Genomic DNA, 22,828 nt, shown 5'->3' with positions numbered 1-22,828 from the left:
ATTTTTGAAACGAATCATTCCCTTTGTTGTATTTTTCAAAACCCGTTCGCTTTTCTGACAAAAATATTTGGTTTAACTCTCTTAAACTCAAGAATTTTCCTCCACTGATGGATTGAGATGGCTCGAAAACTGAAAAAAAGGGCGTACTACCCCCTTGGTTTTTGAACTATTTTTTATTTTTAGACTACCCAGCTGGCTAAATGAGTATTCTGGCCTTGTTTGAGTTTGGCTAAGGCAAATCCAACCATCACTAAAAAACTCATGGCAATAGCTAGACTCATCTTCTTAAGCCCTCGGATAGTGTGCTTCTCGAATCGAAAGTCGCGGTCTATACGCCCATTCACCCTCTCCACAGCTGTCCGCTTCTTGTAGAGTCGTTTAAACTTCTGACTATCTCTAGCTACTTGATTAAAGATAATAGGTTCTACCGACCGTTTTAAACGGAAGATGCGATTGTCCTGATAACGGGGATGAAAACCATACCGCAAACTGTCACAAGACTTATCGTACCCCTTATAGATAAGCTGAATCGCTTTGCCCTTGTCATCCACCCAAAAGACTTCTCCAGATTGATTGTAAATCACATCCGTATCAAGGTATTGCCTGGTTTCATCTTCTTTCCACTTATGAGGATGATCAATGATAGGAATAATCGTGGCTTCTTCTATGAGATTCTGAAGAGGAATTCCACTATAACCACGGTCTGCCATCAAATATTCCGCTCTCTGCATGGTCGTTTGACGCATGTTTCGAATCAGCCTTTTGGCAACAGTAGGTTCCCCTTCTGAGGCCGTCGTCACTTCCCAAGCAACAGGCAGTTCATAGGTCGCATCAACCACAAGATGACAACGATAGCCATAGTGTTTCTCCATAGAGACCGTTCCATTTTTATGATGACGTTTTTTTATAGCCATATCGGCATCACAGTCAGAGCGTCTATCCTTTCTTTGTTTCTTACCATATGGTGTTGCATAACTATCAATGAACTTGCCATCTAGGGCTAAGTCAACACCAAATTCCGGAAGAAGGTTGTATAGTTCAGATATGCCAGATAAAACCCACTCGTCAATGTCTGGACAGACCTCTTCCAAATCCTGAATAAAACGAGAATAAGCAGACTTAGAGGGAGCATGAACAAGTTTAATAGTACCATTTTTGAGCTTAACACCGTGAGTTTCAAAGCCACAGATTTGACGGAGCTGGCTATTCATATTAAGCTGACGAATCAACTGTTGATCGGTTTCCAATTGAAGAACTATTTTAGCAATATAGGCAATGAAGTAAGATTGAACAGAATAATCCTTACGCCCGTGTTTGCGTTTGGCTTCTAACTCATCAAATAGACCCGTTTCTGGAAGACCATCTAATACCATCAAAATTTTTTCTAAATCACCTAGTTCCTGATCCTCAAAAAGGTTAAGCTGTGTTATAATTTTCATAGTGAGACCTCGCTAATAGAGATTTTTGACTTAAAACTATTATAACGCTTTGACGTTGCATTGAGGCTCACAAAAGGGAAAAATCGCTACTTAACGTGGCGATTTTTCTTTTTATAGCGTGCTAATCTGGTGATAGGACGGGAATAAATAACTACGGGAATGATTCGAAACTATTCACGCCGTACGCATGAAAACTTTAATCTCTCCTTTTGTCCCCAGAAATAACCACTTTAAACTTGGTATCTACCTTTTTACAACCACCTTTATCCTCAATGTCCAAATAATTGTGGCAAATAATCCTCCAAATGGACAGAAATATAGCGTTGTTTACGGCGATAGCTCAGCTTTTCCTTAGGGAAGGTCATGTTTTGTAAGAGATGAAGACAAACTTTGCGAATAGCATTCAAATTGAAGGCAGCTCGTTTATCTAAGGTTTGGTTCTTATCTTCTCTGTAAACTACATCTAACAACCAATGTAGGCTCTCAACCGACCAATGACCACGAACAACCTGAGAAAAAGTTTGCACATCACCCTTGAAACTTAGGATAAAGTATCGAACTTCTTCCGTAATGATACCGTCTTTATCAATGGTGTTCTTAGCCATACCAATTCCACGAAGTTTTTTCCATTTCGGATGTCGTTGACTCAGCCATTTCACATCGTGAGAAACCCAGTAGTCCCTCACCTCAATCTGACTGCGTGCCTTTTCGATGGTCTGATAATGACAGCCTTTTTCTGTCAACTTAGATAACAATTTAGCATCACTAAAATAAAGGTCAATATCCTCATGGAGAGTACCTTGATTTCCTTTGACTGCCAAGCAGTAATCACCCTTACCGCTTATAATCACATCCGCAATGTCTGTCTGGGTACCCATGGCATCAATCGTAACAACACTCTTTCGAAGGTCTAGCTGACACAAGAGGCGAGGAATGGCTGTGATTTCATTGCTTTTATCCTCAATAGCTACCTGACCAAGACTAAGCCGATTGCCCCCGTCATAAGCAGTAACAATATGAGTAGGAGATTGGTGTTTGCCTCTGTTCCCCCGAATCGTTTTACCATCAATGGCAATCAGTTTGGAAAAATTAGCCGTTTCTGAAGAGGCTTCGAAAGACAGTTTCAGTTCTTTTAAGAAATCTGGATTGACCATACTCACTACACGTTCCAGGGTATCATGAGAAGGACAGCCGACACTCAAGTCAACGTATTCTCCCAAAACAGGTTCGTTCAATTCGATGAAATCTTCCATCTCTTTCCATGTTTCAATCCCTGCCAATTGACAAACGAAAACTAGAAACAGAATGGTAGATAGAGGATAGCGGATTTTCCATAGTTGACGGCTATCGTACTCTTCTTTGTGTTCTTCTATGGATAAAAGAAAATCAATCATTGTAGTTCACCTCTATTCTAGTGTACTACTTTGATTGATCTTTTGTTATGATTTTCGCTTTCTGAAAACGATTTTTTCTTCATGCGTTTATCGTGGAAACTATTTTATAATAGTTTCTCAATGAAATCTATAAAATTTACTATAAATAATCACATGCTTATTTATAATAGTCATTAATAATACAGCGTAAGCGCCTAATAACAAAGTATATTGAAAAAGCTCCAAAGTCATGTCGACCCTGGAGCCTTTTTTCTATTTACAAGCTCTTTTAATTTTTTCCTTCCATGGCAAATAAGCCTCTAGCACCTCTTTTTTTGCGAGCGTCTCCTCGTTAGGTAAGTGTTCTAGAAGATAGGTCATATATTTTTCTGCATCAAGACCGTGTCGTTTAGCAGTTTCCAAAAGACTCAGAATGACAGCTGTCGACTTGGCTCCTTCAAAGCTTTGGGAAAAAAGCCAATTTTTACGGCCCATAACCAAAGTCTTCATTGCTCTCTCAGCCATATTGTTAGACAGGACTAAGTCACCATCCGAGAGAACGGTTCGGAAAGTGGTTTCGTAGTTGAGGCTATATTCTATTGCAGTGCCTAATTTAGAGCCTGGCAAAACAGCCTGATTGCGACACCAGTCAAAGAAGTCGTCCATCAAGGGGGCCAACTCTGTCTGACGTTTATGTAGCCGTTCCTCAGTAGACAAGTCAGCCCAGTCATTCTCTAAGGCAAATAGGCGGTCGCAATAGGCTAATCCCTTGGCTCCTAAGGAGGTCTTGTCTGTCTTCTTAGGAGTCGCTTCAAAGAACTTTCGTCTGACGTGAGCCCAACAACCAACCAGCTGAGCCTTGTCTAATTGACGATAAGCACTCCACATATCACAATGAACGTAGCCCGCATAATCCCCAAGAAATTTCTCCACAACTAAGCCACTCCGTCGTTTGTCATGATGATAGAGGGTAATTCCCTTTTTCTCATGTTTCCCAGACAAGAAGGTCCAGTAGAAGGTTAACTCACTATCATTTTCTAAGACCTTGTAGGAGGTTTCATCCGCATGGAGAATAGGCTGCTCCAACAATTTCTCGTGTAACAGGTTATAAATTGGCTCGAAATAATACTGACTAGACTTGATGTGCCAGTTGGCTATTTCCTTCCGACTGATGGGCAGACCAAGCTTATGCCAGTCCTCTTCCTGGCGGTAATTGGGCACCTTAAGAGTGAACTTCTGATGAATAGTATGGGCGATGATAGAAGCTGAACCCAAGCTGTGTGCCAAAGGTGCCTTAGGAATGGGAGCCTTGATAATCTTATCGCTCAGATTCTTCTGACTACATGCCTGACACTTGTATGCGTGTTGAACATGGTCAATCCGCTTTAATTGTGCGGGAATGAAGACCAACTCTTGTCGTTGAACAGTAGAACCAATCTCTTTCAACTGTCCATGACAGTCTGGACAAGTGCAGTCTTCACCTTGCAATTCGTGATGCACAATTTCTGGAGTGAACTGACTAAAAATAGCCTGACGAACTCCCTTAGCTTTCTTGCGTTTATAAGTAATCGTTTCTGTTTCAACTGGGTAAGTCAGCTTCTTCTTCAGGGAGACTTTCCTCCCCAAACAAGCTCAGCTGACCGGGTTGATACACAACCTTCTCTGATGATTTTCCGTAGAGTTTCTGTCTCAGATACACAACCTGTTCACGAAGGAGGGTAAGTTCATTAGCCATCATCTCTATCGTTTTTGACTGTGTTTCAATAATTTTTTCTAGTGATGACATAACCAATCTCCTTCTTTTTGTCTTATTATACACAAAGAAAAGCCATGATTTCAATATAAATCACGACTTTTTGAAACATTTATTTTTGGACTGATAGAAAATCCTTTCATGAGCCAGTCCACCTGCTCGGAAGTTAGCGCCTTGACCTCCTCTTCATTGTTTGGCCAGGTCAATTTTCCATTTTCAAAACGTTTATACAATAACCAAAATCCCTGTCCATCCCAATAAAGAGCTTTGAATCTGTCTTTTCGACCTCCGCAGAAGAGATAGACCTGACCGGAGAAGGGATCCAGATTGAATTGACTTTGGACAAGGTAGGCGAGAGAATCAATCCCTTGACGCATATCTGTTTTCCCGCAAACCAAATAGACTTGACCTAAATCACTGAGTTGGATTGTCATAGAACAGTACCTTATCCAAGATTGTTTCCAATATCTCTTGGTTGATAGAGTGAAAGAAAGTGAGTTCTACTTTTTCGAGACGAATCTTCATCAGGATCTCATTTCTGCTTTTCTTTTCAGAGCGTCGCAATTTGGGAACAGTCAATGGGACGATGGGTTGTGACATAAAAAATCCTCCAGTTTTTTTATTACAGTATACTGGAGGAGTGAATGATTGGATAGGTACCTTGTTATGGGGCGCTTACAATACAGCTTAATATAACACAGTTTATAAATTTTAGTACTTTGAAATAAAAAAGATATGCTAGAACACAATTTGTATGCTAGCATATCTTTATATTTTCTCATTATAAGTCTGTAGTCTATCTTTTATTGGAGCATAATCGATTTGACAATGAGTTATTCATTGAATCATGTTTTCTATCTCACCAACGTCATTAAATATAAAATGAAAGACTAAAGTTTAACGAATTTCAGCACCAAGCTCTATCAAAGCCTTACTAATTTTCTCCATGTACTTAGCCACTTCCTCATCCGTCAAGCTATCCTCAGGATTTTGGAAGGTCAGGTTATAAGCCATAGACTTCTTGCCAGCCTCAATGTTGCTACCTGCATAAACATCAAAGAGGGTCACTTTGGTCAAGCGTTTCACACCCGCACTAGCAATCGCATCCAAAACATCCTGATGCTTGACATCGCTGTTCAAAAGAAGAGCAATATCACGGCTAACTGCTGGGAATTTAGAGATTTCGGTAAATGGCTGAGCAGGCTGGAGAGCTTCCTCAATCGCATCCAGATTGATTTCAGCCACATAAGTTTCAGGAATACCGTAGTTCTTAGCCGTTTGAGGATGTACCTGACCAACAAAACCGATTACAGCCCCATTCAAATGGATTTCAGCTGTACGTCCTGGGTGCAGAGCTGCAATCTCACTAGTTGCTACAAAGTCAACTGCTAACTTGTAGTGAGCAAAGATAGCTTCCAAGATGCCTTTAGCATGGAAGAAATCAACAGGAACTGCTGGTGTCTGGAAGTCTTTTTCAGCCACCAAACCTGTCAAAACAAAAGCAAATTTATTGATTTCTTGTGGGAGGTCTTCTTTTGGATTACCTGATTGTTCAAAAATTTTGCCGATTTCGTAGAGAGCAAGATTCTTGTTCTTACGAGCCACGTTGTAGGCTACAGTTTCCAACATGCCAGACACCATATTCTGACGAAGGGCAGAACGGTCAACTGTCATTGGCCACATCAGTTCGGTTACTGTGGTTGGACGCGCCGCAAATTCAACTGCCTTTTCTGGAGTTGTCAGAGCGTAAGAAATAATTTCTGTCAATCCTGCACCTTCTGCCAGGCTACGTACTTGGCGACGGATTTGCTGTGTCAGGGTCAACTCACCTGCTGTTCCATCTTCTTTTGGAAGAGTGATCGGCAGATTATTATACCCATAGATACGAGCGATTTCCTCTACCAAGTCTGCTGGAATGCGAATATCCCAACGACGACGTGGTACTGCGACTGTGAACTGACTTGCATCGCCAGTTGTTTCCATACCTAAACGACGGAAAATGTCTGCGATTTGTGCATAGTCGAGGTTGGTCCCGAGCGAGCGGTTAACGTAATCAATGGTTGCTGTGACTGGGACATCCGATGTGTCCACGCTACCCGCAGAAACGATACCAGACAAGACCTGACCGCCAGCCAGTTCCGCAATCATAGCAGCTGCTGTGTCCATAGCCTCCGTCAAGGTCGCTACGTTGATGCCCTTTTCAAATCGAGAAGAGGACTCAGAGCGAAGGTTGAGGCGACCTGAGGTCTTGCGGATAGACTTGCCGTCAAAAAGGGCAGCTTCCAGCACGACGGTCTTAGAGCTATTGTCAATCTCTGTATTAGCACCACCCATAACACCACCGAGGGCAACTGCCTTGTCCGCAACGGAAATGACGATGTCATCGGTAATCAAGTCACGCTCTTCGCCGTCAAGAGTTACCAGGCTCTCACCCTCTTTTGCCTGACGAGCCACGATTTTCTTATCGTCAAACTTGTCAAAATCAAAGGCGTGCATTGGCTGACCAAAGTAAAGCAAGATATAGTTAGTGATGTCCACTACGTTGTTAAGCGGGCGAATGCCAGCGTTCATGAGCAGATTTTGCAACCATTGTGGACTTGGAGCGATGGTCACATTTTCAATGACACGCGCAGTATAGGCTGCGACCTTGTCTGATTCAATCGCTACTTCAATTACATCGCTGGCTTTCTTATCGCTTTCTGCCAAGACGACAGGCTTAAAGTTGACCTTGCTGTCGTAAATAGCTGCGACCTCATGGGCCACACCACGCATGGAAAGAGCATCCGCACGGTTTGGTGTGATCGACAACTCGATGATCTCATCATCAAGGTCAAGGTATGAAAAGACTGGCTCACCGACAACTGCTTCTTCTGGCAAGTGGTAGATTCCGTCCGCATAGACTTTTGGTACAACGGAGTCAGATACGCCGATTTCGTTCAATGAGCAGAGCATGCCCAAAGATTCAACTCCGCGGATTTTACCTTTCTTAATCTTGTAGTTGCCTGCAATACGCGCACCTGGCAGAGCTACGATAACCTTAATTCCAGGTTTCACATTTGGAGCACCGCAAACGATTTGCGTGACTTCCTCACCGACATTGACCTGGCAGATGTTGAGGTGGGTATCTGGAATTGGCTCCGCTGAAACAACCTGACCCACAACCAACTTCGAAAGACCAGCACTCTTTTGCTCAACCCCTTCAACCTCAATTCCTGTTGTTGACATTTTTTCAGACAAGTCATGACTGCTTGCATCAAAGTCAACGAGTTCTTTTAACCATTTGTAACTTACTAACATATTATCCTTTCTGGTGCAAAGGCCGCTTCAACAGCCAATCCACATCAATCTTATCACCGACCGCAAATTCATGCTGTCCAAATTTTTCAAATCCGTATTTCTTGTAGAGAGCTTGAGCTTTTTGGTTATGTTCCCAAACTCCCAGCCAAACCCAATTACAATTGGACTGTTCTGCTTGTTCCAAAGCAAACTCAAACAAAATCTTTCCAAGGCCACGCCCCTGAAAATCCTGCAAGAGATAAATCCGCTGGATTTCAAAGGCATTTTCCAACTCTTGCTCTGTCTGAGCAGCTCCTTGATTCAGTTTGAGGTAACCAGCGAGCTGATTATCAATTCTTAAAAAATAATGCTGACAATTTGGGTCAGATAGTTCTCGTGTCAAAACCTCCAAAGAGTAGGCTTCCTCAAAGAAATCATCCAACTCCTGCTGGGTATTATGATGCCCAAAAGTCTCTGTGAAGGTCTGCTTTGCCAACTCTTGCAAAACAGAAACCTCTTCTAACAATATCGGTTCAATCTGCACTTTGGCACCTCTCGTTTCTAATAGCGTTTCCCGTCTACGTACACTTGTGTGGTTACGACGGACAAAGGTTGGAAACGATATTTTTTCAACCTTTGACCTAGTAAGGGGAGTAGGTTGACCGCAAGAGCGACTGTCGTCTCATAAATAGGTGCTTTAGCACCATTTATGAGTATCGGATTAAAACTGCTCCGAGAAACGTACATCGCCTTGATAGAATCCACGAATATCGTTAATACCATAACGAAGCATGGCAATCCGTTCTTGACCAAGACCAAAGGCAAAACCTGAATATTTGGTTGAGTCAATACCACTCATTTCCAATACTTGTGGGTGGACCATGCCGGCACCGAGGATTTCAATCCAGCCTGTTTTCTTACATACGTTACAGCCGTCACCACCGCATTTGAAACAAGAAACATCCACCTCAACAGAAGGCTCAGTAAATGGGAAGTATGATGGACGCAGACGAATTTGACGCTCCTCACCAAACATTTTTTTGATAATCATTTCAAGAGTACCTTTGAGATCTCCCATGGATACATTTTCACCGACAACCAAGCCTTCAATCTGGTGGAACTGGTGGCTGTGGGTCGCATCGTCCGTATCACGACGGAAAACACGTCCTGGTGAAATCATCTTCAAGGCACCTTTTGAGAAATCATGCTGGTCCATGGTCCGTGCCTGAACAGGCGACGTATGAGTCCGCATAAGGATTTCTTCTGTGATGTAGAAGGTATCTTGCATATCACGTGCTGGGTGGTCTTTTGGCAAATTCATGCGCTCAAAGTTGTAGTAGTCTTTTTCCACTTCAAATCCGTCAACGATTTGGAAGCCCATGCCCAAGAAAATATCTTCGATTTCTTCAGAAGTTTGCGTCAAAACATGGCGCTTACCAACCTTGACCTGACGACCTGGCAAGGTCACATCAATGGATTCTGAAGCTAATTGTTGTTGAATTTTTGCTTCCGCAACCTTCTGAGCTGTTTCTTCAAAGGCAGCTGTTAAAACATCGCGCACTTCGTTGACTTGTTTACCAACGATAGGTTTCATATCGTTTGATAAATCTTTAAGGCCTTTTAACAAGTCCGTTAGAGAGCCTTTTTTCCCCAAGACAGAAACACGAAGTTCTTGCAATTCTTTCTCACCCTCATGGTGAATTTCTTTTAATTTATCAAGCGTACTTTGACGCAATTCAGCCAACTGTTGTTCAATGTTTGACATAATTCCTCCAATAAAAAAACGCATGACACTACTCGTATCGGAGCGTTGTCACGCGGTACCATCCGTTTTCATCTGCTAGGCAGACCTTCATTATAAGTCTCTATGCGAGTGAATTCGACCAACTTTCACTGATTGAGCTTGCAGTCACGGCTCAACTCCCTGGGCAGTTTCCATAGGTGTACTAGTCTCACAGACTTCTATTCAATTAGTATTAGTTTAACAAAGTTTCTAGATTTTAGCAAGTTACAGCGCGGGTTTTATCCGTTAAAATCCTATTAAACTTGGTATTCAAAAATTGGCTCACTTCCAAATTTTGTTCCCTCTTGTATGAAAATCCATGTCCCTTTGGGAAGAGTGGCTGCATAGTCCAAATTGAGATAATCTTCTATAGTAGCATTTGCATCAACTGTCTCAAAAGCCAAGTGAATGCCAAAGGAAAGTCCTTCTTCCTCAACCAACAGTCGAAATAATTCTTGCACAGTTTTTCTATTTTTTGGTGCTACTGAATAGACTCCATCTTGATAATGTAAATATTCTTTTAACTTTGAAAATCGCTGAACTAGGCTGGATTCGGGATGATTGGAATTTACTTTAAAATCTGAGACATAATAAATATACCAATCATCTATAGTCGCCAGGACTTCTTCTTGTTTTTCGTCTGTTACTAAATGTTTAATCATTTCATCAACAGGATAGACTCCGGTCTCAAAGTCACTGTTGACCAATTCTGACCCAAATAACTCCCACATCAACTCATCAGCAGATTCCGTTTCTGTCTTTGAATAAGTCAAACGATACGGTTTCTTACTTTGGTTATCTTCCAAATCCCATATTCGACCATCGGTTACATAGACATAGGTTTCAAAATGACCAGCTTCCGACCAATAAGTATCAGCTGTCTCAACCTTAATGACCTCTACTCCCAGACGTCCTTCTAGCGCCTCTCTCACATATTTTTCTTCATTCTCACGAACAGACTCCGGAACCATACATCCAGTAAGAAAAAATGAAAAAAATAAGACGACTATAGATTGGACATTTAAGTGCCTTCTACTCATTTTCCTCAATCTCTCCACTATGGTAATTAATGCTAAGACCACTCTGCACATTGGGAACAAACACATTAAACTCAAGACTACCGTCTGCTGCTTTCGCTTCTAAGTGACTTCCTACCGCTACCAAATCATCTTCTTCTGCATAAATCAGAGTTACACGATAGCGCACCCTCTTATTCTTATCCAAAGCCTGACGAACCTGAGTTTCATAAAAATTCTGACCTGTCGAATCGTCGCTATTAGACTGATTTGCCCAAGCTGTTTGGACGGCAATATTTTCAGGATTACTGGTCGAGGCATCATAGCCTTTCAAATTTCCCACCAAGGAGTAGGCAAGTAAGTGCCCTCTATCAATTGCATGGTTATAAGCACCCTCCAAATCCTGTACTTGGTGCCAACCAGCTGGTGTCCAAGAGGTCGAACCGTTACCTGTTTCTTCGCGAGTCTTATACTGGCGTGTAGCTTTAGATAACAGAGCATTTGCCACTGTAGGTACTACCTCACCTTGTACTGTTTTGGTCTTATTATTAGCGTATGGCTTACTGGAAACAGAGGCATCCAAATCAGTCACATTCCCATTGATAATAAATGCTCCACTACCATTCCACTCAATCGTACCGCTTAACTGCTTACGAACAGCTTCTGTTAGGACCGAACTAGCTAACTCTTCGGAAGGAGCCGATTCATTTGCTTTAGACTGATTTACATAATAAGATTGACTACTGCCATTATCGGATACTTGGTCTTTAAGATAATAACCTGATACTGCAACAATAATTGTTACAAGTATACTCAATAAACTAGCTGTTTGTTTTTTTATACGCTTCTTTGCCATTTTTCCTCCGACAAAAAAGTAGGTTCCCCTACTTTCCTGTGAATTTACTAATTAATTCTTGCCATTTATCTGCAGATAAAATAGCCCACATGTTATCTCCGTCACCGATAACTCCATAGCCAATCATCAATCCCAGTGAAAATACAACAATTGCTAGTACTACAACCAGAATAACAATTAACAATTGCCTTCCAACAAAACGAAGTTCTTCTTTATTCACACTCATCACTCCTACTTACACGTTCAACATCTGCACCAAGTGCCGCCAATTTTTCGTGGAATCTATAGTATCCTCTGTCTAAATGGGAAAGTTTACCAACAATAGTCTCACCATCAGCTACTAATCCTGATAAAATCAAGGCTGCACTAGCACGAAGATCCGTTGACATAACTTCTGCACCCTGCAATTTTGTTCCACCCATAATCATAGCTGTATCCCTCAAAATTTCTGAGTGTAAGTCCATACGACGCATTTCTTCTAAATGTTGAAAACGATTTTCAAAAACCGTCTCAATCATTGTAGACTCCCCTTTTGCAACAGCCATAAGTGCAGTAAACTGAGCTTGCATATCTGTTGGAAATCCTGGATGAGGCATCGTTTTTACTGTCACAGGCTTCAATTTATCTACCTGCGAATGAACTCGAATACCCTCGTCCTCTTCTGTAATCTCGACACCCATTTCCTGCATCTTAGAAATAAGGGGACGATTGTGTTCCCAAATAGCATCTTTTACTAATACATTACCACCTGTCATTGCTGCAGCCACCATAAATGTTCCCGCTTCGATACGATCTTGGACAACTTGGTGTTGTGCCCCGGTCAATTCCTCTACACCTGTAATGGTAACAGTCTCTGTTCCAGCTCCTTTAACCTTAGCTCCCATCTTATTAAGGAAGATAGCCAAATCTACAATCTCAGGTTCCCGCGCAGCATTTTCCAAAACAGTCGTACCCTCTGCCAAGGTCGCAGCCATCATCAGATTTTGTGTTGCTCCAACACTTGGAAAATCCATGTAAATATGAGCTCCGTGTAAACGATCTGCTTTTGCTTCAATATAACCTGCCCGCTGTTTGATAACCGCCCCCATGGCTTGTAAGCCCTTCAGATGAAGATCAATAGGACGGCTACCAATCGTACAACCACCAGGCATAGATACCTTAGCGTATCCATTACGTGCCAAAATTGGTCCTAAAACAACAATAGAGGCCCGCATCTTATTGACATATTTATACGGAGTCTCGCTAGATAAACGACCACTCGCATCAATTAAAATTTCATTTGTTTCTTCATTGAACTGTACTCGGACACCCAGCCCACGCACCACATTGTTCATCGTATAAACATCTGATAAAATTGGAACATTTGAAAGGACAGTCTTCCCTTGACGAGCTAAGACAGTAGCCGCTAGCAAAGGCAATACAGCATTCTTAGCCCCCTCGATTGTGACAGTTCCCTCAAGGCGATTTTGACCACCTCGTACAATTATCTTATCCATTATTATTCCCTCTATTTATTCAATCTAATTACTAATGACTAACGTAAAAACTCTGCGCAAAGGTTTGACTGTTTGCTAGTATTTCGATAAAAAATGTAGAAACTACGTACCCCAAACCAATAGCAAAAAATAATATAAGTAAACGGATTTTCCCTTGGTTTTCTGCAGTTACTTTCAACCACTTAGACCAATCTACCGTACTAACAAGTAAATAATGAGCCAAATAGATAAATAAAAGATGGCTTAAAAAGGTGAAAATCGATGTTATCATGAAACTATTATATCACAAAAATAAAAAAAGAAAGCGGGGCAAACCCACTCTCCTTATCGTTTTCCTACATGGATACGATTGATCGCTCTTTGAAGAGCTATTGTTGCGCGCTTCTCCATGTCAATATTATGTGCACTGTGAGCTTCTTCTAACTCTCCTTCTGCACGTAACTTGGCACGCTCTGCTCGGCTAACGTCAATATCTCTCTCTCGTTCTGCTGAGTCCGATACAATCGTAATCATATCCTTATTCACTTCGATAATCCCACCGTTAACCGCAATCCAGTCCACATGATTGTCATCATCAATTCGGCGCACCTTAACTTCATCAATTTCCAGCACAGCAATCAATTCTAAGTGTCCTGGAAAAATTCCCAGTTCCCCTTCCTTAGTCTTACACAAGACAAAGGCCGCATGGTGATCATACTTGATTCCGTCTGGTGTGACAATTTGAACAGTCATCTGTGCCATAGGTCACCTCTAGTATTTCATATTAGCAGCCTTAGCTACTACATCTTCAATCGATCCAACATTACGGAATGCATCCTCTGGAAGATGGTCATGCTTACCATCCAAGATTTCTTTAAAGCCTTTCACCGTTTCCTTAACAGGAACATATGAACCTGGCATACCTGTAAACTGTTCTGCTACGTTGAAGTTTTGTGATAGGAAGAACTGGATACGACGAGCACGGCCTACTAAAGTCTTTTCTTCGTCGGACAATTCATCCATACCTAAAATAGCTATAATATCTTGCAACTCTTGGTATCGTTGAAGAACACGCTTGATTTCCATAGCTACTGCATAATGCTCTTCTCCAACAATCTCAGGAGCAAGAGCACGCGATGATGAAGCCAATGGATCAACCGCAGGATAGATACCAAGCTGAGTCAATTTCCGCTCCAAGTTCGTCGTTGAATCCAAGTGAGCAAAAGCTGTCGCTGGTGCTGGATCCGTATAGTCATCGGCAGGCACGTAAATAGCCTGAATAGAGGTAACTGAACCCTTCTTGGTTGACGTAATTCGCTCCTGTAATTGTCCCATTTCTGTTGCAAGTGTTGGTTGATAACCAACAGCAGAAGGCATACGTCCCAAGAGAGCGGATACTTCTGAACCTGCTTGCGTGAAGCGGAAAATGTTATCGATGAAGAGAAGAACATCTTGGCCTTCAACATCACGGAAATACTCCGCAATCGTCAAACCTGTAAGAGCAACCCGCATACGAGCACCTGGTGGCTCATTCATCTGACCGAATACCATGGCTGTTTTTTCAATAACGCCAGATTCTTTCATTTCCCAGAAAAGGTCATTCCCTTCACGAGTACGCTCTCCAACACCAGTAAATACTGAGATCCCACCGTGTTCTTGAGCGATATTGTGGATCAATTCTTGAATAAGAACGGTTTTACCAACACCGGCACCACCGAAAAGACCAACTTTACCACCCTTCAAGTAAGGAGCCAATAAGTCGATAACTTTGATACCTGTCTCCAAAATTTCTGTAGAAGTTGATAATTCATCAAAAGTGGGTGCTTTCTTATGGATGGGTTCACGCTCAGCATCGTCTGTAAAGGGCTCTTCTAGGTCAATTGTATCTCCTAATACGTTAAAGACACGACCCAAGGTTTCCTTACCAACTGGAACAGAAATTGGACGTCCTGTGTCCAAAACTTCCATTCCGCGTGTCAGACCGTCTGTGGATTCCATTGCAATAGTCCGCACGACACCATCACCTAACTCCAAGGCTACCTCTAGCACTACTTTTTGTTTGGATTCATCGTTTTTATAAACAACCAGTGCGTTGTTAATCTCAGGAAGTTTATCCTCGGTTGCAAATTTTACATCCACAACTGGACCTACAACCTGAGTAATTTTGCCTGAACTCATACTCTTTCCTCTATTTTTCTAAATCTATTCCAAAGCAGATGCCCCTGCTACAATCTCAGTAATTTCCTGAGTAATCGCAGCTTGACGGGCTCTGTTGTATTGGATTGTCAAATCTGAAATGACATTTTTAGCATTGTCAGTAGCTGTTTGCATAGCGGTCATCCCCGCCGCATTTTCAGCTGTTTTAGCATCCAAAATTGCTCCGTAAATGGTTGATTCAGCATACTGAGTCAGCAACTGATCCAAGATAGCTTCACGACTTGGCTCCAATTCAAAAGTGGCTGTATACCCTTCGACTTCATTGTGATCCAAATCTTCAACTGGCAACATCTGCTGTACCCGTACCTGACTAGTCAAGCTATTTACATGGTGATTATAACAAACATATAGCTCATCAAAAAGTTCATTTTTATACATTTCAACAGACTTTGAAATGATTTTTTGAACTTCTTCAAAGCTCGGATTATCCGCTAAACCACGTAATTCAAAAACAGGATTAATGCCTCTTGCACGGAAAAAATCTGCTCCCATGCTACCAATAGCAATAATCGAATATTCATCCTTAGAATTGTGGTCTTGCTCAATCATTCCCATGACCGCTTTCAAAATGGTGGAATTATATCCTCCCTTTAGACCGCTATCTGAAGTAATGACAATATAGCCAGATTTCTGAACAGGACGACGAATCAGCATCGGATTAGATGTGTCCGATGTCATTAATTCTCCTCGCAACAAATCTGTAGTAATCTGACGTACCTTGCTAGCATAAATTTGAAAAGATTGAGCTAATTGCTCTGACTTTGCTAATTTTGATGCGGAAACCATTTGCATGGCTCCTGTGATTTGACTGGTTTTCTTTGTAGATGCAATTTTGGTTTTGATTTCATTCAGAGAACCTGCCATTACTGTCTCCTTTACTTAAAGACCGATTGAGACTTGAAGGTTTGAATTGCGGCGTCCAAATCATCAGTATCTGGCAAATCCTTTGTTGTACGGATGACATCTAAAAGATTATCATAATGCAAATCAAAGTACGCATACAATTCTTCTTCAAAAGCTAAAATATCGTCAATAGGCACTGAATCTAGATAGCCATTTGTCAAAGCATACAAAATCAAGACCTGTTTTTCAACTGGAAGTGGCTTGTGCAATGGTTGTTTCAATACCTCCACTGTACGACGACCGCGATTCAGTTTAGCTTGTGTAGCTGCATCCAAATCCGAACCAAATTGAGTGAAGGCCTCTAGTTCACGGTAGGAAGCCAAGTCGATACGAAGAGTACCAGCAACTTTTTTCATAGCTTTAATCTGAGCCGAACCACCTACACGAGATACTGATGAACCTGCATCAATAGCTGGCCGAATACCTGAGTTGAACAAATCATCCTTCAAGAAAATCTGTCCATCTGTGATTGAAATCACATTGGTTGCGATGTAGGCAGAGATATCCCCAGCTTGTGTTTCGATAAATGGCAAAGCAGTAATTGATCCTCCACCTAATTCATCAGAAACCTTAGCTGAACGTTCTAGCAAACGACTATGTAAGTAGAAAACGTCACCTGGATAAGCTTCACGACCTGGAGGACGACGAAGCAAAAGGGATAATTCACGGTAGGCTACCGCTTGTTTTGACAAATCATCGTAGACAATTAAAACGTGCTTGCCTTCATACATGAACTCTTCTGCCATAGCAACACCAGCGTAAGGTGCCAAGAAAAGCAATGGTGATGGTTGTGAGGCTGAAGCAGTTACTACGATTGTGTAATCCAAGGCGCCATACTGACGAAGTGTTTCAACCTGAGTACGAACCGTTGATTCCTTTTGTCCAATGGCCACATAGATACAAATCATATCTTGGCCTTTTTGGTTGAGAATCGCATCGATTGCTACCGAAGTCTTACCAGTTTGACGGTCACCGATAATCAATTCACGTTGACCACGACCAATCGGAACCAAGGCATCAATGGCTTTCAATCCTGTTTGCAATGGCTCATTAACAGACTTCCGCTGCATAACACCTGGTGCAGGATATTCAATTGGACGAGTTTTTGTTGTACGAATCTCTCCTAAACCATCCACTGGCTGACCTAAAGGATTGATAACACGACCAATCAAAGCTGAACCAACTGGAACTTCCATGATTTTCCCGGTACGACGAACAACTGACCCCTCACGAATATCCGAAAATTCACCAAGAATGATGATACCAACGTCGTTGGTTTCCAAGTTTTGAGCCATACCAATGGTGCCATTTTCAAATACCAAAAGCTCTCCACTCATGGCATTATCAAGACCTTGCGCACGGGCGATACCATCACCAATATAGGTTACGACACCAGTTTCTGTGTAGTCAAAGTCAGGCTGAAAGCCTTCAATTTGTTGTTTTAGTAAAGCGCTAATTTCTTGTGCATTTATCAAAAGAACACCACTTTCTATTTTCTAAAGTTTTTTCCTAACGTCCTTCAACTGTGTCCGAACGCTTGCATCGATTACCTTATGATTGACCGTCACAATAAAACCACCGAGTAGACTTGGGTCTAACTCCTCTGTAATGTTACGTACACGCAAGGAAAATCGTTGTTCTATCAATTGACGAAGACGCTCCTTTTGTTCATCTGTCAAGGGATAGACTGAAACCACCTGGGCTTCAAATTCATTTTTAAATTTACTGATTTGTAGTTGGACACGCTCCAATGTTTCAAGGAGCAAATCTGCATGACCATCTCGAATAACATCTTCAATCAAATCATTGATTTGCCAGAAACTAGATTGACGTACCGTCCTTACAAAGTCAGCCTTTTCTTCTCTAGATACTGTCGCCGACAGCAAGATTCGATTCAGCTTACTATCATGGATGATGGAAATCAAGTCAGAAATTTGGTCATACATTTCCCAAATGTCTGCATGATCACTGACTTTTTCAACAAATGATAGAGCGTATTTTTGCACAATGGCATTTTCTCTAGCGTTCATCTACTTGTCTCCTAGTTTCTCCAAGTAACGATCAACCAAGTTACTATGTGCTTGTTGATCCAAATCTTCCAAAATAATTTTTCCAGCGAGGTCAACAGCTAATTCAGCAACTTGTCTATGCAAGTTCTCCTGTGCCTCACGTTTTTCAGCTTCAATCTCCATCGTCGCTTTAGATTTCAAAGCTTTAGCCTCAACCTCAGCCTGTTCTAAAATCCGTTTTTTCTCTAACTTGGCACGCTCAACAGCATCTTGGATGATTTTTTGTCCTTCAATACGACCTTGGACAAGCTCATCTTCTCTCTGTTTAACCAAATCAGCTGCGACATTCAATTTTTCTTCTGCTGCATCAATATCCCCTGCTATCTTTTGTTCACGCGCTTCAAAGATGCCTGTAATTCGCTTCCAAGCAAAGACACGAACAAGGATTATCAAGGTCGCAAAAGAAGCAGTAACCAAAATAAAGTTACCAAGAATAGTACTGCTTGTACTTGTAGTTAGTACTGTCATCATTCGTCTACTTTTCCTTTCCTAATCTTCTCCGCCAATTTTTTTGTTCAAATACATCGAAACTAGCATGATAAATACATAGCCTTGCAGACAGGAAATAAAGACAGAAAAAGCTGTCCAAACCAAATTCAATAGGAAGGCTATTGGATAGACCATAACACCTTGATGAGATAATTGAAGCAAGAGAGAGACGAGTACTTCACCTGCATAAATGTTCCCGTACAAGCGCAAGGCCAGAGATACCAAGTTGGTTATTTCTTCTAAGATATTCATCGGGGTCATAGCTACTGGAGTCACAAAAGCTTTCAAATAACCTTTGAATCCTCTACGGCGGATCCCCTCAATATGACAAAATACAATAGCAATAGTAGCCAAACCAAAGTCATAGGCCATATTAGCAGTAGGCGAAGTCCATAAATTTTGACCTTCTGCCGTTTCGATTTTTGTCATCAATCCCAAATTATTGGCAATCAAAAGAAAAGTAAAGACCGTGAAAAAGAATAGTGAGTAGCGTTTTGCCTCTTCATCACCCAAATTTCCCTTGGTAAAGTTAATCGTTAGTTCATACACATATTCCAGTACATTCTGCTTACCTTTGGGTTTCAATTCCATACTGCGACTAGCCCAAAAAACAAGAAGAAAGATAATAGAAATGGTAATCCCTGAAACCAATACCATGGTCAGGTCAAAGGTTACGGGACCAAGGGTAAGGGTTGGACTTAAATGTTCTTCCAATGGAGGTTCCCCCCTTTTCTATTTCTCTATTTTCTACTATCTCAACACAAATGTCATCGCCAAGGTTACGAAGAAAGTTCCCTCGATAAAGGCCACACCCAAAAATACGCCAGCCATCAATTTACTTTGCATTTCTGGTTGACGTGCAGTTGAGCTAAGGTAGGACGCCACCAACAGTCCTTCACCGATACTTACACCAAGACAGGCCAATCCAAGGGCCAATGCGCCTAAATTCATAACGAATTCTCCTTTAAAATTTTAATACCCTGATAGCATACTCCTATTACTTGCTTTTGTCAAGAAAATACGGCAATTGGAAGCGTTATATTCTTATTTTGTACAAAAGAAAAAAGAGCCTTTTTACTCTTTCTTCCTATTTAATAGTTTCTTCTAATTGAGAAGACTCTTCAACAAAACGCTTAGCCATCTGTTCCCGTTTTAATTCTTCTGTATCCAAGGTGATAGCTTCATTTGCCACTTTATCTGTATCTGCAAAAAATTCGATATGATTAGCAAGATTAAAAAGTTCCACTGGTGCATCTCCACCATATTCGCCATCTAGGTTTAATAAAAGTCTTCTCCCTTTATTATCTAGTGAGTGAATTTCAAGACTTCGAGTCTTGATGTACTCAATCTTATCGCTATCAATATGCTTTCCTCCGTCAATCACCAGACGAATCAAATGCAAAATTTCAAATAGATTCCCTGTTTTCACCATAATCAAGGTAAATTGACCATCGTCTAGCTTAGCATCTGGTACAATCTTTTCGAATCCACCGATAGAGTTAGTCAAGGCTACAAAAATCATAGAAACTTTCCCCTCAAAGGTACCCTGATCATGTTTGACACGAACTGGTGTAAACTGTACCTGAGGTAGAAGTTCTGCTCCTTTGACCACATAAGCTAAATAACCAAAGGTCGTTTTGAGTTGACTTGGTACACTATAGGTTAATTCTGTCAATGTTCCTGCTGCTGCGATATTGATAAAATAATGATGATTTGGTTGCCCATCTTTTTGGTTTTTTGCAAGACCAATATCCATCAAAACGGTCTGATTCTTACCAATTAACTTGGCTGCCTCAATAGGATTACCACGAGGAACCTTGAGAGCACGCGCATAGTCGTTGGTTGTTCCAGTCGGAATGATAGCCATCTTCGGCCGTTTTTCAAGAGGAGCAATTCCGTTAACCACTTCATTGATTGTTCCATCACCGCCTGCTGCGATAACCAAATCAAATCCCAACTCTGCTGCTCTTCTAGCCTCATTCTTCGCAGAATCTTTTGCTGGGGTTGTTTGAAAAGCTGAAGTCTCATAACCATAACTTTCTAGAATATCCAGTACATCAGCCACATTTTTTTTCATAATTTCCTGACCAGATGTAGGATTATAAATCAATCGTGCTCGTTTTCTTTCTTCCATGCTTTATTTCCTCAAAGACTTTCCAACCAAGCCTCATCTTTTATTTCAATGCCTAATTCCTGAGCTTTGGCCAACTTACTTCCAGCATCGGTTCCAGCGACCACCAAATTGGTTTTTTTGGAAACCGACCCTGCTACATTGGCTCCTAAGACTTCTAGTTTAGCCTTGGCCTCACTCCGCTTCATTCGTTCTAGCTTACCTGTGAGGACAACTGTCAGGCCTGATAGAGCTGCATTGGAATCCGCCACTTGTCCTAGATAGGTCAAGTTTACTTGGTTTTCCTTAAGTTCAGCTAAAAGTTGTTGTGTACCTGAGCTGGCAAAGAAGGTCGTCAAGGACTTGGCAATGACTTGGCCCAATCCTTCTAGGGAAGCAATATCTTCTTGACCTGCTTGAGCTAAGGCTTCCAAATCACCAAAATTTTCTAACAAAATCTTACTAGCTTTGCTACCAACATGACGAATCCCCAAACCGAACAAAAGCCGTTCTGCAGAGTTCCCCTTCGATGTCTGAATGGCTTGATAAAGTTTTTCAGCAGATTTTTCTTTGAAGCCATCTAGAGTCAAGAGATCATCCACAGTCAGTTTATAAATATCTGCCACATCCTTGACTAAATCAGCAACAAAGAGTTTTTCCACAATGGAACTTCCTAAACCAGCGATATTCATGGCATCACGGCTGGCAAAATGCTCTAGCTTGCTCATCAACTGGCTAGGACAAATAGGATTGATACAACGGAGAGCCACTTCGTCTTCATAATGTTGCAAGTTACTCTGACATGATGGACATTGACTTGGAATAGGCACAGCTTCCTGGTCTTTTCTGTACTTGCCCACTACTTTCAGAACAGCAGGAATGATATCGCCAGCCTTATAGACAATCACGGTGTCACCAATACGAATATCCTTTTCCGCGATATAATCAACATTATGCAAGGTTGCACGACTAACAGTCGTTCCAGCTAATTGAACTGGGCTAAGATTGGCCGTTGGAGTGACGACACCCGTACGCCCAACTGTCCAATCAACTGATAGGATTTGAGCTTCCTTTTCCTCAGCAGGAAATTTGTAGGCTACCGCCCATCGAGGCGCTTTGACAGTAAAACCAAGTTCCTCTTGAATAGCTAGGTCATTTACCTTAATAACAACACCATCAATTTCATACGGTAACTCATCTCGTAGCACCGCCATTTTTTCAATAAAAGCCCAAACTTCATCAATGGTATCTGCCAACTGATAGTCATGGTTGGTCACAAACCCTAATTCATCTAGTTTTTCAAGAACTTGAGATTGGCTAGTAGCCTCGGAAGGACTGGCCTCCTGATAGAGAAAAGTAGCAAGACCACGCTGGGCTACGACGCCTGTGTCAAGTTGGCGAAGGGTTCCTGCTGCCGCATTACGTGGATTGGCAAATTCAGCCTCACCTGCTTCCTGACGCTGCTTGTTAACACGGTCAAAAGAGCTCTTTGGCATGTAGCACTCACCACGGACAGTGATGTCCACTGCTTGAGGCAAGGTTAAAGGAATATCTGCCACACGCTTGAGGTTTTCTGTAATATTTTCTCCGACACTACCGTCACCACGTGTCGCTCCAACAACAAGATTGCCTGCTTCATAAGTTAACGAAATAGATAAACCATCAATCTTCAATTCACAAATATAGGTTGCTTGAGGAAATTCCTTGCGAACACGTTGATCAAAGGAGTCTAATTCCTCACGTGAAAAGGTATCCTGCAAACTAAAGAGAGGATAGACGTGGCTATATTTTTCAAAACCATCAAGCACCTTCCCCCCAACCCGGTGAGTAGGGCTATCTGCCAAAACAAGGTCCGGATAAAGCGTCTCTAAATCTACTAATTCTCGGTATAGCTTGTCGTACTCAGCATCCGAAACACTGGGCTTATCCAGTTGATAATATTCCTTAGCATACTGATTGAGTAATGCAACCAGTTCTTCAATTCTCGTTTTCATATGTATATTATATCACGAAACCAGCCTATCAGAAAGATTTTGTACCGCTTCTCCTCACTATATTTATTTAGATTA

General features: G+C 41.7%; 24 protein-coding genes. All 24 read right to left on the bottom strand.

Annotated features, from left to right (window positions below):
• Positions 1-179: 179 nt before the first annotated feature.
• The 24 genes from AC4CS8_RS03525 to ligA all read right to left on the bottom strand — a co-directional run bounded on the left by AC4CS8_RS03525 (position 180) and on the right by ligA (position 22,753).
• Positions 180-1,439, bottom strand: coding sequence for a transposase (locus AC4CS8_RS03525; protein WP_493892440.1), 1,260 nt, complete (start codon positions 1,437-1,439; stop codon positions 180-182).
• A gap of 269 nt (positions 1,440-1,708) precedes the next feature.
• Positions 1,709-2,833 carry an ISAs1 family transposase gene (locus AC4CS8_RS03520; protein ID WP_172006132.1) on the bottom strand — a complete coding sequence of 375 codons (1,125 nt, stop codon included), beginning with the start codon at positions 2,831-2,833 and terminating at the stop codon, positions 1,709-1,711.
• Between the two features lie 252 nt (positions 2,834-3,085).
• Entirely contained in the window at positions 3,086-4,438 is a 1,353-nt protein-coding gene (locus AC4CS8_RS03515) for an IS66-like element short variant transposase (protein WP_493892777.1), read from the bottom strand.
• Complete coding sequence (locus AC4CS8_RS03510) at positions 4,392-4,598, bottom strand: IS66 family transposase (RefSeq protein ID WP_172066339.1); 207 nt, start codon at positions 4,596-4,598, stop codon at positions 4,392-4,394. Before AC4CS8_RS03510 ends, AC4CS8_RS03515 begins: the two co-directional genes overlap by 47 nt.
• Positions 4,599-4,648: 50 nt before the next feature.
• Positions 4,649-4,999 carry an IS66 family insertion sequence element accessory protein TnpB gene (gene tnpB, locus AC4CS8_RS03505; protein ID WP_493892778.1) on the bottom strand — a complete coding sequence of 117 codons (351 nt, stop codon included), beginning with the start codon at positions 4,997-4,999 and terminating at the stop codon, positions 4,649-4,651.
• On the bottom strand, positions 4,980-5,165 hold the full coding sequence (locus tag AC4CS8_RS03500) for a hypothetical protein (protein WP_172071872.1): 186 nt from the start codon (positions 5,163-5,165) through the stop codon (positions 4,980-4,982). Before AC4CS8_RS03500 ends, tnpB begins: the two co-directional genes overlap by 20 nt.
• A gap of 297 nt (positions 5,166-5,462) precedes the next feature.
• The gene (pheT, locus tag AC4CS8_RS03495) at positions 5,463-7,862 is read right to left on the bottom strand and encodes a phenylalanine--tRNA ligase subunit beta (RefSeq protein WP_493893571.1); all 2,400 of its coding nucleotides are present in this window, start codon (positions 7,860-7,862) and stop codon (positions 5,463-5,465) included.
• 1 nt (position 7,863) lies between these two features.
• Positions 7,864-8,385, bottom strand: a complete 522-nt coding sequence (locus AC4CS8_RS03490) for a GNAT family N-acetyltransferase (protein WP_493893570.1) — start codon at positions 8,383-8,385, stop codon at positions 7,864-7,866.
• A 177-nt stretch (positions 8,386-8,562) separates the two neighbouring features.
• On the bottom strand, positions 8,563-9,606 hold the full coding sequence (pheS, locus tag AC4CS8_RS03485; protein ID WP_493893569.1) for a phenylalanine--tRNA ligase subunit alpha: 1,044 nt from the start codon (positions 9,604-9,606) through the stop codon (positions 8,563-8,565).
• Positions 9,607-9,881: 275 nt separating this feature from the next.
• Entirely contained in the window at positions 9,882-10,595 is a 714-nt protein-coding gene (locus AC4CS8_RS03480) for a hypothetical protein (protein ID WP_493893568.1), read from the bottom strand.
• 61 nt (positions 10,596-10,656) lie between these two features.
• On the bottom strand, positions 10,657-11,496 hold the full coding sequence (locus tag AC4CS8_RS03475; RefSeq protein ID WP_493893567.1) for a DNA/RNA non-specific endonuclease: 840 nt from the start codon (positions 11,494-11,496) through the stop codon (positions 10,657-10,659).
• A gap of 28 nt (positions 11,497-11,524) precedes the next feature.
• Positions 11,525-11,716 carry a DNA-directed RNA polymerase subunit beta gene (locus AC4CS8_RS03470; protein ID WP_493893566.1) on the bottom strand — a complete coding sequence of 64 codons (192 nt, stop codon included), beginning with the start codon at positions 11,714-11,716 and terminating at the stop codon, positions 11,525-11,527.
• The gene (gene murA, locus AC4CS8_RS03465) at positions 11,709-12,992 is read right to left on the bottom strand and encodes a UDP-N-acetylglucosamine 1-carboxyvinyltransferase (protein ID WP_493893565.1); all 1,284 of its coding nucleotides are present in this window, start codon (positions 12,990-12,992) and stop codon (positions 11,709-11,711) included. Before murA ends, AC4CS8_RS03470 begins: the two co-directional genes overlap by 8 nt.
• A gap of 31 nt (positions 12,993-13,023) precedes the next feature.
• Positions 13,024-13,263, bottom strand: coding sequence for a DUF1146 family protein (locus AC4CS8_RS03460; protein WP_493893564.1), 240 nt, complete (start codon positions 13,261-13,263; stop codon positions 13,024-13,026).
• A gap of 53 nt (positions 13,264-13,316) precedes the next feature.
• Complete coding sequence (locus tag AC4CS8_RS03455) at positions 13,317-13,733, bottom strand: F0F1 ATP synthase subunit epsilon (RefSeq protein WP_493893563.1); 417 nt, start codon at positions 13,731-13,733, stop codon at positions 13,317-13,319.
• Positions 13,734-13,742: 9 nt separating this feature from the next.
• Positions 13,743-15,149 carry a F0F1 ATP synthase subunit beta gene (gene atpD, locus AC4CS8_RS03450; protein ID WP_493893562.1) on the bottom strand — a complete coding sequence of 469 codons (1,407 nt, stop codon included), beginning with the start codon at positions 15,147-15,149 and terminating at the stop codon, positions 13,743-13,745.
• 24 nt (positions 15,150-15,173) lie between these two features.
• Entirely contained in the window at positions 15,174-16,052 is an 879-nt protein-coding gene (locus tag AC4CS8_RS03445) for a F0F1 ATP synthase subunit gamma (RefSeq protein ID WP_493893561.1), read from the bottom strand.
• Between the two features lie 11 nt (positions 16,053-16,063).
• Positions 16,064-17,584, bottom strand: a complete 1,521-nt coding sequence (gene atpA / locus AC4CS8_RS03440) for a F0F1 ATP synthase subunit alpha (protein ID WP_493893867.1) — start codon at positions 17,582-17,584, stop codon at positions 16,064-16,066.
• Between the two features lie 3 nt (positions 17,585-17,587).
• Complete coding sequence (locus tag AC4CS8_RS03435) at positions 17,588-18,121, bottom strand: F0F1 ATP synthase subunit delta (protein ID WP_493893560.1); 534 nt, start codon at positions 18,119-18,121, stop codon at positions 17,588-17,590.
• On the bottom strand, positions 18,122-18,631 hold the full coding sequence (atpF, locus tag AC4CS8_RS03430) for a F0F1 ATP synthase subunit B (protein ID WP_493893559.1): 510 nt from the start codon (positions 18,629-18,631) through the stop codon (positions 18,122-18,124). It lies immediately after the preceding gene.
• Between the two features lie 18 nt (positions 18,632-18,649).
• Positions 18,650-19,363 carry a F0F1 ATP synthase subunit A gene (atpB, locus tag AC4CS8_RS03425; RefSeq protein ID WP_493893558.1) on the bottom strand — a complete coding sequence of 238 codons (714 nt, stop codon included), beginning with the start codon at positions 19,361-19,363 and terminating at the stop codon, positions 18,650-18,652.
• A gap of 36 nt (positions 19,364-19,399) precedes the next feature.
• A complete protein-coding gene (locus AC4CS8_RS03420; RefSeq protein WP_493893557.1) occupies positions 19,400-19,600 on the bottom strand; it encodes a F0F1 ATP synthase subunit C in 201 nt (66 codons plus the stop codon).
• Between the two features lie 136 nt (positions 19,601-19,736).
• Positions 19,737-20,783, bottom strand: a complete 1,047-nt coding sequence (locus AC4CS8_RS03415) for a diacylglycerol kinase family lipid kinase (RefSeq protein ID WP_493893556.1) — start codon at positions 20,781-20,783, stop codon at positions 19,737-19,739.
• An 11-nt stretch (positions 20,784-20,794) separates the two neighbouring features.
• A complete protein-coding gene (ligA, locus tag AC4CS8_RS03410; RefSeq protein WP_493893555.1) occupies positions 20,795-22,753 on the bottom strand; it encodes an NAD-dependent DNA ligase LigA in 1,959 nt (652 codons plus the stop codon).
• Positions 22,754-22,828 lie beyond the last annotated feature (75 nt).

The organism is Streptococcus sp. NSSLK0004 (assembly GCF_059039125.1).
This window is presented reverse-complemented; position numbering and strand designations above follow the sequence as displayed.